This is a genomic window from Altererythrobacter ishigakiensis (genome assembly GCF_001663155.1).
In the GTDB taxonomy this organism is placed as follows: Bacteria; Pseudomonadota; Alphaproteobacteria; order Sphingomonadales; family Sphingomonadaceae; genus Erythrobacter; species Erythrobacter ishigakiensis.
Genome location: NZ_CP015963.1, coordinates 954,909 through 969,739 on the forward strand (window position 1 = coordinate 954,909; position 14,831 = coordinate 969,739).

The following is a 14,831-nucleotide window of genomic DNA, read 5'->3' on the forward strand; positions in this document are numbered from 1 at the left end:
CTCGCTTTCGCCGGTCACCTCACACTAATGACCTGAAGCATTGTCCCTCCAAAGGATCGTTTAATCACCAAAAGCAGCTACTAAAGCACTGCTGGCACAAACCAGAGCGCCACCGCAGATACCAGCGCGATTGAGACAATATTGAGCCAAAGTCCGGCTCGCATCATTTCGCGGATCTGAATCTCACCACTGCTGAAGACGATTGCATTAGGAGGCGTCGCGACGGGTAGCATAAAGGCGCAGCTGGCTGCTATCGTTACTGGGACAACCAACATCAACGGATCAACGCCAAGTTCGATGGCGAGCGCAGCTACGACAGGCAGAAGCGTGGCCGTTGTTGCGACATTACTGGTCAGTTCAGTCAGGAAGATGACTAAACTGGTTAGTGCCACAACCAATAGCATCGGATTGATCACACCCAGCGGTGCCATTTGCTGCCCCAGCCACAATGTCAGGCCAGTAGATGACAGCGCGCCTGCTAGTGATAGTCCACCACCAAAAAGGATTAGCACACCCCAAGGCAAGCGCTTGGTGTCCTCCCAAGTGACCAAAGCATGACGGTCGGTTCCACTTGGGATCAGAAATGCGAGCAAAGCGGCAGTCATCGCGACGCCGGCATCGCTTAAGCCCTCGAGACCCAGCGAACTGCTGATCGGCTTGCGCAGAACCCAGCCAGCTATCAGCAATAAGAAGAGAATAGCCGTCCGCTTCTCGGCGGTCGACATGGTTCCAAGCTCCGCGTGACGCCTATCCAGCTCTGCGCGAGTCTCTTGCGAAGAAGCAAAGCTAATCGGAAACAGGAATTGCGTAAGCATAAGCCAGCCGAGTGGCAGCAGTATTAGTGAAATAGGGATTCCGATTATCATCCATCGGGCAAAGGGGATTTCAAGGTTGTACTCGCTCTGGAGGAAGCCAACCATGAATGCATTGGTGGGCGTACCTACTAGTGTTGCAACGCCACCAATTGATGCGCCGTAAGCAAGCCCGAGAAGCAGCGCAATTTGAAAATCGTGCTTGGCCTTTTGGGTCAGCCCAGGCGATGTCTCGCCGACAACCAAAGCCAGCGAGACAGCGATGGGAAACAGCATCAGCGTTGTCGAAGTGTTTGAGATCCACATACTTAGCAATGCCGCGGCCAACATGAACCCAGCCACGAGACCTTTGCCGCTACTGCCAACAAGACGAAAGATTGCTAAGGCAATGCGGCGATGCAACTGACTCCTTTCAACTGCCAGAGCAACTAGAAAGCCACCTAGAAACAGAAATATGATCGGATTTGCATAGGGCGCTGTAGCTTCAGCAATACTCATCACCCCCGCTAGCGGAAAAGCAATGATCGGAAGCAATGCCGTTGCTGGCAGAGGAATCGCCTCTGTTGCCCACCAGATGGCCATCATTGCGCCAACTGCGGCAACGATTTGTGCCGGCCGTTCCAAATCGGCAGGGCTGAACAGAAGATAGAACAGTGCGAACACAATGATCCCGGCGACTAGACCGACTAAGTTGATACCGCGGCTCTCCGGTAGGCTAGTGTTCATCGTTGGCTGTCCCTACCATAGAACGCTGTAACAGTGTCATGAGCGACATCCTGCAGGAATCGCGCGTCCTCTGTGCCGACGACGCCGAAATAGTCATAGGAGTTTCCTACAGGAGATACGCTGTAAACGCTCGCAAATGTGGTCGCTGCGGCCAGATAGGTCCCGAGCATGCTGGGATGTGAACCATCAAAGCTCTTGTGCAATTCGATATCGGGTCTGCGGCGATATGCTTCGGCGAAGGCAAGTCCTACCGGAATTACCAAAGCGTCTACAGCATTGCCTGTCTCAACATAGAGCGAAGCGATATCGTTGATCATGTCTGGTCGATAGCGTTGATGGGGCGGAACGTAAGCTGGCGTCATGTAGAGCATGGGTTGTACGCCGCTCGCACGCGCTTTTGCTGCATAGGCGGCAGCGGTTGCCGTGAAGCGGGCTCTGCCAGTTGTACTTAGCGGCTCTGCACTGCCACCCTGCATGATCACAATCTGGAACGGTGCGTCGACACGCAGATTTTGTGCGTCCAGTAAGTGATCGATTGCATGATCACGCAAGGCCGCGCCGCCGATTGTCGCTGATTTGAAGATCAGGTCGTCATTCTCCGCGATTCCGGCTGCAATTGTCATACGACGAACGTGATTATGGAGGCTGTCGTTGTAGTAGAAGTAGCTGTTGCCGACGAAGAGAATGCGCGTGGGGGTGGAGCTCTCAAGATGCGAGATTGCCGGCTGCTTCGGCTCTGGAGGCGCCGTAGATGCGCCTTCATTCGTTGGCTTTGCTTGGGCTGTTGTGCAAGCAACCAACAGTGTCGAAACAAGGGCCAATAGCAAAGATCTCATTTCCGCTCCTTTCGTCTCGCATAGTTCATGGTGCGGACCGAAATATGTGGGGTGAACCAACCTTGGACAGCTATAATATTTGCCGCAACATAGCTGCCATGTATCGACGTTTTAGCCAGAATAGCCAGATCGTTTCGATTGAAATCTGGATGTTGCCCAGTTCGGTGATCGCTATGCAAGCAGTGGAAAGTGTCGAAGTATCGGTCACTTGGGTACGGTGATCAGCAGCTAGCTTCTTTGAGCAGCGGTAAGCCTGGCAAGGCCCCGGTATATTCGCCATCGCTGACGACCAACTCTCCATTTATCAAAAGATGACGCACGCCCACCGACAATTCGCGCGGTGATTGATAAGTGGCGCGCGGTGCGAACTCATCCGGATCAAAGACGACAACGTCAGCAGCCAAGCCTGCCGCTATGCGTCCGCGGTCCGTCAGACCGATAATGTCGGCCGTCTGCGCGCTGCTGCGCTGCACGAAACGTGCCATGCTCATCCTCACATCGCCATTTACAAGATCCTGATAAGCCTTGGGAAAGCTGCCGTATTTTCGGGGGTGTCCAGTTGACCCGTCGGAACCAGTGACGACCCAGTCCTGCGCAGCAAATTTTGCGATGTCTGCCGCACTCATGTTGAAAGAGGCGACGCGTGCGTCACCTTCCATCAGTATCGAAATCGCTGCGTCCACCGGGTCGATTGCTTGCTTTTTGGCAATTTCGGCTAGCGTGCCTCCCACAGACACTTCGGCACCGTGCAGCGGGCCAGTAATCAGTAGGCAGCCAGCACCTCCACGTCGTTCGTAGGCTTTGGCAATTCCTTCGCGGATGCGCGCCGCCTGTCCAGGATCGCGCAACCGCTCGCGCAAAGCATCCAACCCGCCTTCAAGCGCCCAACGGGGAACCAGAGCGTTGCTAACCCGAGTTCCGGAGGCTTCCCAAGGATATTGATCGGCGGTGACACGTTGCCCCGCAGCCCGAGCCGCTTCGATCATTGCTATCATCTGGGCTGAATGGCCCCAAACTGCGGGACCAAGCGCTTTGATATGTGCGATATGAACCGGGATTTGCGCGCCACGCCCAATCTGCAATGTTTCGGCCAATGCGCCCTCGACGGTGATGTTGTACGTGCTCTCATCGCGCATATGCGTGTCATAATAACCGCCCAGTGCGCTCACTTCCTTGGCCAATTCAGTAACTTCATCGGTGGCGGCATAGTTTTGCGGCACGTAGTAGAGGCCGGTAGATAGCCCCCACGCGCCCTCGCACATCGCCTGTCTGGTTACCGTACGCATCTCGTCGATTTCAGCATCCGTGGGCGCGCGATTTGCATCGCCAATCACGGTCTCTCGGATGGGCCCGAAGCCAGCCAGATAGGCTACGTTCGTGCCGATACCATTTTCCCTTGCTGCAATGGCCTGTGCCGCAATATCGGGCGCACCAAACCCGTCATTGCCCACGACGACGGTTGTCACGCCTTGGAAGGCAAAAGCCAAATTCGCACGGCGCTTTGCGTCGTCCGACGCGAGATCGCTGCCCGCGTGCGTATGCGGATCGATGAAGCCGGGAGCGATCACAAAGCCGCGCGCGTCGATGACTTTTCTGGCAAACGGCAGGGGTTCGTTCACCGAGACAATGCGGACAATTTTCCCATCGTCGACAAGCACCGAGGCACTCCGTCCATCGGCGCCGCTGCCGTCATGCAGGGTTCCCCCCATTATCAGCAGATCAGCAAAATCGGCCACCGGGGGTGTCGTCTGGCAGCTCGCCAGTGCCACCGCCGTGCTAAGCGCGAATATTCCACGCGCGCTGGTCATTCGGGCGGTGTTTCAAGTAAGGTTGCCATCATGGCTCGTGCGGCCTCGGCGCTGACCCGTTTGATCAACGCCCGGTCAGTTTCATCGCCCAACTCAAATGTTGCGGTAGGAACGCCGTATTGATCATAGACCCAGTTCTTCGATACGCCCCGACCGGCGCTGTAGCCGGGTTCTTCCACCACTTCATAATCAGGAACGCGGGAACGGTATTCGGCCAGCCATACATCGGTGAACCCGGCTGGATTGGTCTCTAAGTCCTTGGAAAGAGTGTAGACCACGTCTCTTTGTGTAGAGTGAAAATCCAGGAAAAGTCGCAACTGCTGCTCAGGATCAGTATCTATCCTGGCCAGGAGGTCGCCCATCAGGCGCGTCTCTGGCTGTGTGAACTTGCCCCAATCACGGTTGAGGTCGACTCCTCCTGTATTGTGCCGCCAGTGGCCACGCACAACCCCATCGGGATTGAGCAGCGGGACAGCCGTGACCTGGAACCGCTCGCGGAACCTCCGGGCAAGCTTGCTGTCATCGAGTAGTGCTTCGATAAATGGCACCATCGCCAGCGCACCGGTGACTTCTGGCGGATGCTGACGTCCGACCAGAATAACGTGCTCGCGCGCAGACGAATTGCCTAGGCGGATCATTTCAATGTCGCGGCCTTCTGCAGATTTTCCCAGCAGGCTACGTGTCAGGGCAGGGTGGTTCTCGATCCCGTCGAGCCATGCGTCATATGTCTTTGGAGCGAAGATCTCTTGCGCAGAGATAAACAGCGGACTGCCATTTGTTGCGAATTTTATCTGCGCCTGATCGCGGCCAGAATACTTCCCCAATTCGACCGCATCTTTGGGTAGATATTTCCACTCTTGCCCGTCCGAACTCGATTTGGGCCAGTAACGATGCCCGCATGCAGTGTAAGTAAGCTTTACCGTCACATCGCGTGGCATCGCGGTGTGCACGCGAAAAGAATACCATGGGCTACAATTGATCGGCGGCTCGTCTTCCGGCGCAAATCTGATCGTGACCAACCCAGCAGCGTCGATTGTACAGCTTTCCAACGCGCCTGCTGGAAAGTCTGTGTCGATGGCAATACCTTTACCTGTGCAGCGCGCATTGTCAGGTGCGGCGAATGGTGCCGGTACGGTTTCGACCTGTGCGGATGGTGCACATGCGCTAAGCGCGAGAGCCGCAAGCCCCGCCGGAATAGCCCATCTCATAGGATGCCTCCGGGCATGGCCGGCAGATGAAAGCACGGTCCGCACTTTCACCCGCTCCAGCTGATTAAAATTCTTTTCGAATATCGAACGAGAACTGGCGACCACGGGCACTGTGGATGCTTCCATAATAGCCAAAGCTTTCATCGGCGATCGGCGGATCTTCGTTGAAGATATTGTTGATGCCGAAACGGAAGCGCGTTCCGTCAAGCGGTGTATCGTTCTCTATCGAATAGCTAATCGACATGTTCATCGTAAACCAGTCATCAACTGGGAAGAGCTCAGCTGTATCGTTCTGTTGGGCACTATCGTCGAAGAAGCTGTCGATGTAGCGGCCAAATACGTTAAAGCGCACTGGGCCTTTTTCCCATGTCAATGAGCCTGTTACGCGCCATTTGGGCCGTCCGTCGATCTCCAGCAATTCGCCAAATCCAGTCGGCTGAAGAGCCGCCACGTCACCAACCGACAATTCCGGGATCGATTCAAGGAACGGTGTCAGCTCAGTAAACAGCGGCAATGCATCCGGACCCGCTTGCTGTTCAAATCCAAGCAGCCGCGCAGCGTTTAGTTGGATGTCGAAGTCACCGAATCCAGTCCCGAATTCATAGAAAAGACCAAAGTCCAGGCCCTCGGAGGTGCGCTGGTCAAGGTTGCGATAGGGGTTCAGGATTTGCACCACATCGCCTGCAGCAAGAATGCCAGTGCCAGCATAGAGATCAATCTGATCTTGATCCGGATCATCGCGCACTACCGCCGGGTTGAAGGTACCTTGCGAACGAAGCACAAGATCGAGCAGCAAGGCATTGCCATTACCGAATATGCCGATGATACCATCCTGTTTGACGCGCCAGTAGTCGGCCGTCAGGGTCAGGCCCGGGATGAAGCTAGGCGTGAGCACCGCGCCCAGATTGATGCTTTCGGTTTCTTCCGGCTCAAGATTGCGAGCCCCCGAGCGGAAATCGATCGTACCGACAGTGCCGCAATCAGGCACATCGTCTTCGATGCCCGCAATGATCTCGGCAACACATTCGACTGCGCGTAGGACCGAGTTAGAGCGGGTCGTCCCTTCATCGTTGATCTGGATGAGGTTCGGGGCGCGGAAGCCCTCGGACCATGCACCACGGAGCAACAGATCATTGAACGGGCGCCAGGCAACTGCTGCACGCGGCACGAACGCGCTGGTCGAGTCCGAAAAATCCTCAAACCGGGCGGCCAATTGGACTTCGAGTGAGTTGATCAGGGGAATGCCCATTTCATCAGAGACAAGCGGGACAAGCGCTTCAGCGAAAGCTGAATAGACTTCGCGATTTCCGCTGGTGTCCGGTGATGGACTGGACCCGGCGACGTCAGAACCAAAGAAGTCACCATTGACTGCATTGGTAAACGTAATTGTGCCATCTAAGCGTGGATCGCGATCATCCTCAAATGTTTCGCGTCGAAACTCAACGCCGGCTGCGATGCCAACACCACCAGCTGGCAATTCAAGGACGTTAGAATTCGATACTTTGAAGTCCCAAAGTGCGAGCGTAGTTTCGCCCTTGCGGAAAACGTCGATCCTTGCAGTGTCGAGCACAGATTCAGGGTTCGGCGTACAATCATTGTTGTTTGCACCCGTGCCCGGCTCATCCGGAAAACACCCCCCATTGAACGGGTTGTAGGCCGTTGCATCGGTCCGGTTGATCGCGTCTTGTAGCAAGGTTGATGAAACGCGGTTTTTGGTGAGGTCTGTTGTATTTGCTTGCGAATAAAGGAAACCGGTATCGTAATCCCACGCCCCGAAATTGCCGCGCAGGCCAAGTACGCCGCGCCAGACATCCTTGTCGACAAAACCTTGACGCGGGCCGAAATCCACAAAACGGTAATCTTCCATCAGCAGGGCACGGCCTTCCGGGCCAACACCTGAGCCCAGGCCATTGTCCGCGCGATTAGGGTTTGGCGAGCCGTCAGCTAAAGTTGTTGGCCCAAGCGGGTTCCAATAAGCGCTTGCTTCGATGCCGATCGGGACTGCGCTCAACATCGTATTCTGTTCGCGCTGCCGATAAAACTCCGAACGATAGAATGACCCCTCGAAATACAACTCTGCGGCGTCGCTCAACTCATAGCTAAGCAATGCCTGAACGTTGTAACGATCCTTTTCTGAATACAGCTGACGATCGCCCTGAAGATCGTAGCGGAGATCGCGGTCTATGGTGCCACCATTGTCCGCACAGATGCCATTGCCCAGGTCGATAAATCGTCCATCGCTTGGTTGACCGGACGCTCCGAACAATGAGCATGGCTGCAAGTGAAAGTCATCGTCGCGCAAGACAGTGGTGCTTGATGAGCTCGCGCGAGAGCCTTGGATGTCGAAGGCGCCCCAAGGTGAATTGATCGAGCGGTTGTCGAACTGTGTGTCGCCTTCGAAATCCGTTCCTTCCAGGAACGGTCGCAAATCGCTGCTGCGCGAATAGTCACGTGCGCTCGCCGACAGGCCGTTTTCATGGAAGTAATGCGCGTTAATTGTGAGATTGCCGCGGCCATCGGCGAAGTCGAAGCCGTAACCGCCTGTCGCGGCGAAACTGTAAAGACCTGTGCCATCAGACGCGCGATAATTGGCCTGAAGGAAACCGCCTGTCCGGCCGCCACGCAGGATCGTGTTAACCACGCCTGCCACAGCGTCAGCACCATATACCGCTGACGCGCCATCGCGGAGCACTTCTACTCGACGGATTGAACCAGGCACGATTGTATTGGTGTCTGGAGATACCACCGGCACGAATAGCTCGGTCTGAAAACCCGGGTTAAGGACCATGCGCCGGCCATTGATCAGCATTAGCGTGTTGCCAGTGCCAAGCCCGCGGAGATTGATCGAAGCAATATCGCCGCGCGCACCGTTCACCCCGCCTGCGGTGCTTTGTTCGTTGAAGTTTACGGAGCCCGCCTGAGGAATCGCGCGAAAGAGTTCGTCACCTGAAGCTGGATCGACCGCATCAATCAATTCTTCGCCGACAACGGTAACGGGCAAAACGTCGTCAACCTTTGCGCCCTGAATGCGAGAACCTGTGACGACAATTGTTGGTTGCTCAGTCTGCTGAGGTGAGGAGATGTCAACATTGTCCTGCGCGGTCTGCGCTAAGGCTGGTTGAGCAGCGATTGCAGAAAATGCGGTACCGCCAAGAAGGGCGGCAAGTGTGCGCGACGAAGCTTTCATATTTTCCTCCAAACAGTTGCACGGCCTAAGTCCCCATGCCGCACAATATTACCAATTAGATTACTGCCCCGTTTTTTCCGTGCTGGCAAACCTTACGAGCTATTAAAATTGTGCGCAGGGGTAGGGTTCGAAGAGCGCGCGCCGAATATCAGTGAAGGATTGACTGCACAGCAACCCGTTACCGGAATAGACCTTTGGGGCTTGGTCCTATCAGCTCTGCTGAGCTTGCCGCTCGTTCGAGCAACCCTGATACATGAGTCACTAGAAGCGCCTTTAGGGCGGCGATCTTTCTAAATCACCGCACGGCGATAAAGGTGCCAAGTTGTATGGCCGAGAACTGGAAGAACAAGAAAGAGACCAAGAAATATCGGAACCATTGCGGCAAAGAGTGCAAATGCAATGAACACAGCCCATGCCAAGAGTAGAAGCTTGTTGGCTCGAAACGCCTTCAGGCTCGTGATAATTGCCGCAACGAAGCTCACCTTGCGATCAACCAGCATTGGTAGGCTGATGACGGTCGCAATATAGAAAATGAACGCAATGGCGGCCCCGATCAAACTGCCGACTGCAAGCATGACGATGCCTGTTTGCGTTAGCAGAAAGGCAAGCGATTCTGATCCAGCGCCTGCTTCTACGACGAATATCGAAAAGACGACGTGCGCGATTATGATCCAGAATCCAAACGCTACAAATAAGATGAGGCCCATACTCATGATCTGCTCGTCCCCTCTACCTCTGAGCGCGCCCAGAACGCCGCCCCAATTCAAAGGTAAACCGCCCTCGCGCCGCCGGCTTACTTCATAAAGTCCGACTGCGGCGAAAGGTGCGAGCAATGGAAATCCGGCTGCTGCAGGGATGAGCCAGAACACTTCTCCTCGCTCAACGAGCGCGTAAGTTAGCCCGAGACCGGACAGGACAAAAATCGAAGCGAAGAAAATGCCGAATGCCGGATAGGCACGGAAATCGGCCCATCCGGCACTGAGTGCGTGCTGCAAGTCCCTAACCGACAAGTCGGTTGCGACTGGAGCAAGCCCGGCAAATGATGCATCTTCGCTAGTCGAGACGAGTCTCCTGTTCGCTCGAATGTTTCAATTCTCAGTCAGAACCGATAGCTGACACCGGCACTGACGACCCAAGGGTCAAGCTTGTGGTCGGTTTCGATGGCGAGAGTGTCACCAGCATACCAGCGCGCGGTTGTGTCAATGAAATACCGCTTGGCATCTACAGTAAGCCCAAAACCCTCATCATTGATCGGCACGTCGAAACCGACTTGCAAAGCAAATCCAAACTCATCCGATAGGTCAGTATCGGTCACGCCTAGCGGAAGTGTCGCCGCCCCCGGTTTGTCACTGATCCACAGGAAGTACGCAGGGCCCGCGCCGACGTATGGCTTCACGCCGTTTAGATCGAAGTGATACTTTGCGGTCAACGTCGCCGGTATAAGCTTGGCATTCGAGACAAGCTCCGCTCCGGGAAGTCCGCTCACTGCATCCACGTCGTGCTGTGTCATGCAGCAGATCGTTTCGATCGAGAAGTTGTCGTTGAAGAAATACTCGATCGCGATTGTCGGGACGTAATTGTCGTTTGCCTTTGTTTGCGTGTCAGCAGGCAGTCCTACGATATCCGTGTTGACCGACGTAATCTTGCCGTCCGGCAAAACACCCGTGCCAAGAACTTTGATCTGTATTTTTCCTTCATTGTCTTGAGCGACAGCCGGTGACGTCGCCAATGCAGCCAAAGCTGCCATGCTTACTGCAAAAAGCGCTTTCATCATTCAAATCCCATGTGCCACAGTGACCGCCCAACGCAGTCCAGGATTGTTGCGACAACGGCTGAAACTTGCCGTGTGAAATCGGCATCTTCATTGACATGGATCAAAGCCGAGCATTCAAAATTGATCCAGATGGCGCCCATGACCAACCGTGCGTCCTTTGACTCATTTGCCCGCTCGACCTTTGGCATCGAGCCCGGCTCACCCATAGGTGCGCGATTGGAAAGCCTCGCCACCCGGATGGAATTGCCCAAGGGCGACTCCGCCGATCTTGAAAAAGACGCCGATCAAATTGTTTTTATTGGCCGCGGCGCAACCAAGCTGGTGCTGCACGCTTCAAATGATCGTGAGCAAATTGTCGCTTTTCACTTTGTTGGAGACATTGTTTCGGTTCCCGCTGAGCGACACTTCGCGAGCTCGCTCACGTCTATCTCGGATTCGGAGTTGCTCGTATTCCCCGCGCGCGAGTTTTTTGACCATGCCGTAGGGGATGCGCGGGTTTCTCGCTCCCTTCTTGACCGGCTACCGGCTGCGCTTCACCGCTGCCGCGACCGTGCTGTCGCCTTGGGCAAAGGCACCGCGCTAGAGAGGTTGTCCGGTTTTTTTCTCGCGATGGCGGAGCGGATCGGCAGGACCGAAGGCAACCGTAGCGAACTCGATTTGCCGATGTCTCGGCGAGAGATCGGGGAGTCGCTTGGTTTGACGATCGAAACAGTTAGCCGACAATTCGGAGTCCTTCGCGAACTCGGCCTGATTGAAACAAGCGGTCGGTCCAAGGTCACGCTTTTGAAGTTGGACTCGTTGTCTGAGTATGCGGGTTATTTCCAGCAAAAAACAAACTTTTCGGTCAGTCCGCAAAATTTGATCTCGATCAATGTCGGCGTCGAGCAGCTCGCCTAGCTGACGACTAGACAGGAGGAATTCAAACATGGAATCGGTTCTTGGTAGGGTTGGGCTTTGGCTCTTAGTGCTGTTGGCAGCGCTAGGGGCTTTTCTTGGAGCAAAGGATCCCGGTTTTGCTGTGCATGCAGCACTAGTCGGGATCATCGCATTTGGCTTGGTCTGCGTCACGGTCGCCCGGTACGACCCGCTGGCTAAAGCACAGAGCATCTTCAAGATGCCGCCGGGGCCGTCACGCTATGACGATGACCCGGTTCGCTGGGGTGTGATCGCAACGATCTTCTGGGGCATGGCGGGCTTTTTGGTCGGCGTGATCATCGCAACGCAGATGGTCTTTCCTCAGCTGAACTTTGAGCCCTACCTCAATTTCGGCCGACTACGCCCGTTGCACACCTCCGCAGTGATTTTTGCCTTTGGCGGCAATGCCTTGCTCGCGACAAGTTTTTACGTGGTCCAGCGCACCTGCCGCACGACGCTTGCTTTCCCCTCGATGGCGCGTTTCGTGTTCTGGGGGTACCAGCTGTTCATCGTGCTGGCGGCAACTGGCTATCTGCTGGGGGTCACGCAGTCGAAAGAATATGCCGAGCCGGAATGGTACGTCGATCTGTGGCTGACCATTGTCTGGGTCTGTTACTTCCTCGTCTTCGTTGGAACGATCGTGAAGCGGAAAGAACCGCATATCTATGTGGCGAACTGGTTCTTCCTCGCCTTCATCATCACAGTTGCGATGCTGCACATCGTCAACAATCTGTCGATGCCGGTCAGCCTGCTGGGATCACGCAGCTATAGCCTGTTCGGCGGGGTGCAGGATGCACTGACGCAGTGGTGGTACGGCCACAACGCGGTGGGCTTCTTTCTCACCGCAGGTTTTCTGGCGATGATGTATTACTTCGTGCCGAAGCAGGCAGAGCGGCCGGTCTATTCCTATCGCCTGTCGATCATCCACTTCTGGTCGCTGATCTTCCTCTATATTTGGGCAGGTCCGCACCACTTGCATTATACGGCGCTGCCTGACTGGGCGCAGACACTGGGCATGGTGTTCTCGATCATGCTGTGGATGCCCAGCTGGGGCGGCATGATCAACGGTCTGATGACGTTGAACGGCGCATGGGACAAGATCCGGACTGATCCGATCATCCGCATGTTCGTGCTGAGCCTTGCTTTCTACGGCATGAGCACATTCGAAGGCCCGATGATGAGTATCAAGGCGGTCAACAGCCTGTCGCACTATACCGACTGGACGATTGGCCACGTGCATTCCGGCGCTTTGGGCTGGAACGGCATGATCACCTTCGCCTGCATCTACTTCCTGGTCCCACGCCTGTGGAGCCGTGAGCGGATGTATTCAATGCGGATGATCAACTGGCACTTCTGGCTCGCGACGCTGGGCATCGTTTTCTACACCGCCAGCATGTGGGTGGCCGGGATCACCCAGGGCCTGATGTGGCGCGAATATGGCGCAGACGGTTATCTGGTGAACAGCTTTGCCGACACCGTTGCCGCGCTGAAGCCGATGTACTCGCTGCGTGTCCTCGGTGGGCTCTTCTACCTCAGCGGCGCAGTGGTGCTGGTCTACAACGTCTGGATGACCATCGCCGGCAAGCTTCGCAGCGAAGCCCCGATGAGCGACGCCAATTACGATCCGCAAGCTGATCGTCCCATCACTGCAGTTCCAGCCGAATAGGAGCGTATCCGATGACTGATAAAACGAACGACGCGCCTAAAGGCCATGCCCGGCTAGAGCGCAATGTCACACTGATGGCGGTGGCAACTCTGGTAACAGTCGCGATTGGCGGCCTGGTCCAGATCACACCGTTGTTCTACCTCGACAACACTATTGAGCAGGTCGAAGGGGTACGCCCTTACAGCCCGCTGGAGCAGGCGGGGCGCGACATCTATATTCGCGAAGGCTGCTATGTCTGTCACAGCCAGATGATCCGTCCATTCCGTGACGAAGTCGAGCGTTACGGCGCCTACAGCCTGGCAGCGGAAAGCATGTTCGATCACCCTTTCCAATGGGGGTCAAAGCGCACCGGGCCTGATCTCGCCCGTGTCGGCAATCGCTATTCCGATGAATGGCATGTTCAGCACTTCGAGAATCCGCAGAGTGTCGTTCCCGAGAGCATCATGCCGCAATACGGCTTCTTGAAGGATACACCGCTTAAGGTGCCGGACGCGGAAGGCATGCTGGTCGCGCTCAGCCGCGTAGGCGTGCCCTACAGCGATGCCGACATCGAAATGGCTGAAGCCGATCTGATGGGGCAGGCTGATCCGGATGCCAATCCGGGCGACCTGACTGAGCGCTATCCCAAGGCGCATGTCCGCGACTTTGACGGAAACCCTGACATGGTTTCAGAGATGGATGCGCTGATTGCGTACCTGCAAATGCTGGGCACGCTGGTCGACGTAAATAGCGCCGCCGCGCAGCAGGAACTGGCGGAGGAGACCGGCCGATGAGCACTTATGAAACCTTGCGTCACTTTGCTGATAGTTACGGCCTGCTGGTGACCATGCTTCTCTTCGTTGGTCTGTGTGCTTGGCCGTTCCGTCCCGGCGCGAAAGACCGCAATCACCAAGCCGCCAACTCCATCCTTGAGGACCATGACGATGGCGAATGATCCGAACATTGAAAAACGTATCGATGAACCCACCGGCACTGAATTTGTCGGCCATGAATGGGACGGCATCGAAGAGCTGAACACGCCGCTGCCGCGCTGGTGGCTGTGGACCTTCTATGCAACTGTTGCCTGGGGACTGGCTTACACCGTCGCATACCCGGCGTGGCCCATGCTGAGCCAGGCGACTGAAGGTATGATGGGCTGGACGAGCCGCGGCCAGTTGGCGGAAGAAATCGCTCAAGCCGAGGTGGCCCGCGAGGAAGTTCGTGCACAAATCGCTGCTGTACCAACCGCCAGCCTGACTGAGAATGAGGGTCTGTTCCAACAAGCCGTTGCCGGCGGCGCGGCCGCGTTCAAGGTCAACTGCGTTCAGTGCCATGGATCTGGCGCGGCGGGTTCTGAAGGCTACCCCAATCTCAACGACGATGATTGGTTGTGGGGCGGCGATCTTGAAGCGATCGAATTCACTATCCAGCACGGTGTGCGTTGGGAGGGTTCACGCCAGAGCCGCTTCAGCTTGATGCCGGGCTTTGACGGCCTGTTCCGCGATGCCGAAATCAATGCACTGGCCGGCCATGTCCTTTCGTTCACCGGCGCGGGCGAGACAAGTCCGCGTGGAGCCGAGCTTTATGCAAACAACTGCCTTGCCTGCCACGGACCTGCTGGCGGTGGCGATCGTTTCCAGGGCGCACCCGCGCTCAACGATGCGATCTGGCTCTATGGTGGTGAGGAGAGTGACATTCGCGCTCAGATTTTGAACCCCAGCCACGGCGTCATGCCTGGTTGGAAGGATCGCCTTGATCCGGTAACAGTTAAGATGTTGGCCGCCTATGTCCACTCGCTGGGCGGAGGTGAATCTTCACCGGTGGCTGAAGAAGCCGAAGTCGCGGTAGAGGGCGATGAGCAACCCTGACCAGCCAAGAGACGCGAAAGAAGCGCCGAGCCGCTGGGAAAAGGCGGTGCCC

At 55.9% G+C, this 14,831-nt stretch carries 13 protein-coding genes; 6 read left to right on the forward strand and 7 right to left on the reverse strand.

The genetic code is table 11. From position 1 onward, the window contains the following. Positions 1–80: 80 nt before the first annotated feature. Together A6F69_RS04535 and A6F69_RS04540 are read right to left on the reverse strand one after the other, a co-directional pair. Positions 81–1,538, reverse strand: coding sequence for an SLC13 family permease (locus A6F69_RS04535; RefSeq protein ID WP_067597945.1), 1,458 nt, complete (start codon positions 1,536–1,538; stop codon positions 81–83). Then, the gene (locus A6F69_RS04540; RefSeq protein ID WP_067597948.1) at positions 1,535–2,374 is read right to left on the reverse strand and encodes a DUF4886 domain-containing protein; all 840 of its coding nucleotides are present in this window, start codon (positions 2,372–2,374) and stop codon (positions 1,535–1,537) included. Before A6F69_RS04540 ends, A6F69_RS04535 begins: the two co-directional genes overlap by 4 nt. 44 nt (positions 2,375–2,418) lie before the next feature. Here A6F69_RS04540 and A6F69_RS13055 point away from each other — a divergent pair, with 44 nt between their 5' ends. Then, a complete protein-coding gene (locus A6F69_RS13055; RefSeq protein ID WP_157092820.1) occupies positions 2,419–2,595 on the forward strand; it encodes a hypothetical protein in 177 nt (58 codons plus the stop codon). Here the strand turns inward: A6F69_RS13055 and A6F69_RS04545 are convergent, their stop codons facing one another. The 5 genes from A6F69_RS04545 to A6F69_RS04565 all read right to left on the reverse strand — a co-directional run bounded on the left by A6F69_RS04545 (position 2,596) and on the right by A6F69_RS04565 (position 10,348). After that, on the reverse strand, positions 2,596–4,182 hold the full coding sequence (locus tag A6F69_RS04545) for an N-acyl-D-amino-acid deacylase family protein (protein ID WP_067597951.1): 1,587 nt from the start codon (positions 4,180–4,182) through the stop codon (positions 2,596–2,598). Beyond that, positions 4,179–5,390 carry a M14 family metallopeptidase gene (locus tag A6F69_RS04550; RefSeq protein WP_067597955.1) on the reverse strand — a complete coding sequence of 404 codons (1,212 nt, stop codon included), beginning with the start codon at positions 5,388–5,390 and terminating at the stop codon, positions 4,179–4,181. The genes A6F69_RS04545 and A6F69_RS04550 overlap by 4 nt, the downstream gene beginning before the upstream one ends. 64 nt (positions 5,391–5,454) lie before the next feature. Beyond that, positions 5,455–8,577, reverse strand: a complete 3,123-nt coding sequence (locus A6F69_RS04555; RefSeq protein ID WP_067597958.1) for a TonB-dependent receptor domain-containing protein — start codon at positions 8,575–8,577, stop codon at positions 5,455–5,457. A gap of 290 nt (positions 8,578–8,867) precedes the next feature. After that, positions 8,868–9,572, reverse strand: a complete 705-nt coding sequence (locus A6F69_RS04560; RefSeq protein ID WP_245638286.1) for a DUF2189 domain-containing protein — start codon at positions 9,570–9,572, stop codon at positions 8,868–8,870. A gap of 104 nt (positions 9,573–9,676) precedes the next feature. Further along, positions 9,677–10,348: an OmpW/AlkL family protein gene (locus A6F69_RS04565; protein WP_067597963.1), complete on the reverse strand. Its 672-nt coding sequence runs from the start codon at positions 10,346–10,348 to the stop codon at positions 9,677–9,679. Positions 10,349–10,480: 132 nt separating this feature from the next. Here A6F69_RS04565 and A6F69_RS04575 point away from each other — a divergent pair, with 132 nt between their 5' ends. From A6F69_RS04575 to ccoP, 5 genes are read left to right on the forward strand one after another with little or no spacing between them, the layout of a single operon-like run. After that, on the forward strand, positions 10,481–11,248 hold the full coding sequence (locus tag A6F69_RS04575; RefSeq protein WP_245638318.1) for a helix-turn-helix domain-containing protein: 768 nt from the start codon (positions 10,481–10,483) through the stop codon (positions 11,246–11,248). Positions 11,249–11,276: 28 nt separating this feature from the next. Beyond that, on the forward strand, positions 11,277–12,932 hold the full coding sequence (gene ccoN / locus A6F69_RS04580) for a cytochrome-c oxidase, cbb3-type subunit I (protein ID WP_067597971.1): 1,656 nt from the start codon (positions 11,277–11,279) through the stop codon (positions 12,930–12,932). A gap of 11 nt (positions 12,933–12,943) precedes the next feature. Continuing rightward, a complete protein-coding gene (ccoO, locus tag A6F69_RS04585; protein ID WP_067597974.1) occupies positions 12,944–13,705 on the forward strand; it encodes a cytochrome-c oxidase, cbb3-type subunit II in 762 nt (253 codons plus the stop codon). Beyond that, positions 13,702–13,866, forward strand: a complete 165-nt coding sequence (locus A6F69_RS04590) for a CcoQ/FixQ family Cbb3-type cytochrome c oxidase assembly chaperone (RefSeq protein WP_067597977.1) — start codon at positions 13,702–13,704, stop codon at positions 13,864–13,866. The genes ccoO and A6F69_RS04590 overlap by 4 nt, the downstream gene beginning before the upstream one ends. Then, positions 13,856–14,779: a cytochrome-c oxidase, cbb3-type subunit III gene (ccoP, locus tag A6F69_RS04595; RefSeq protein WP_067597980.1), complete on the forward strand. Its 924-nt coding sequence runs from the start codon at positions 13,856–13,858 to the stop codon at positions 14,777–14,779. The genes A6F69_RS04590 and ccoP overlap by 11 nt, the downstream gene beginning before the upstream one ends. Positions 14,780–14,831 lie beyond the last annotated feature (52 nt).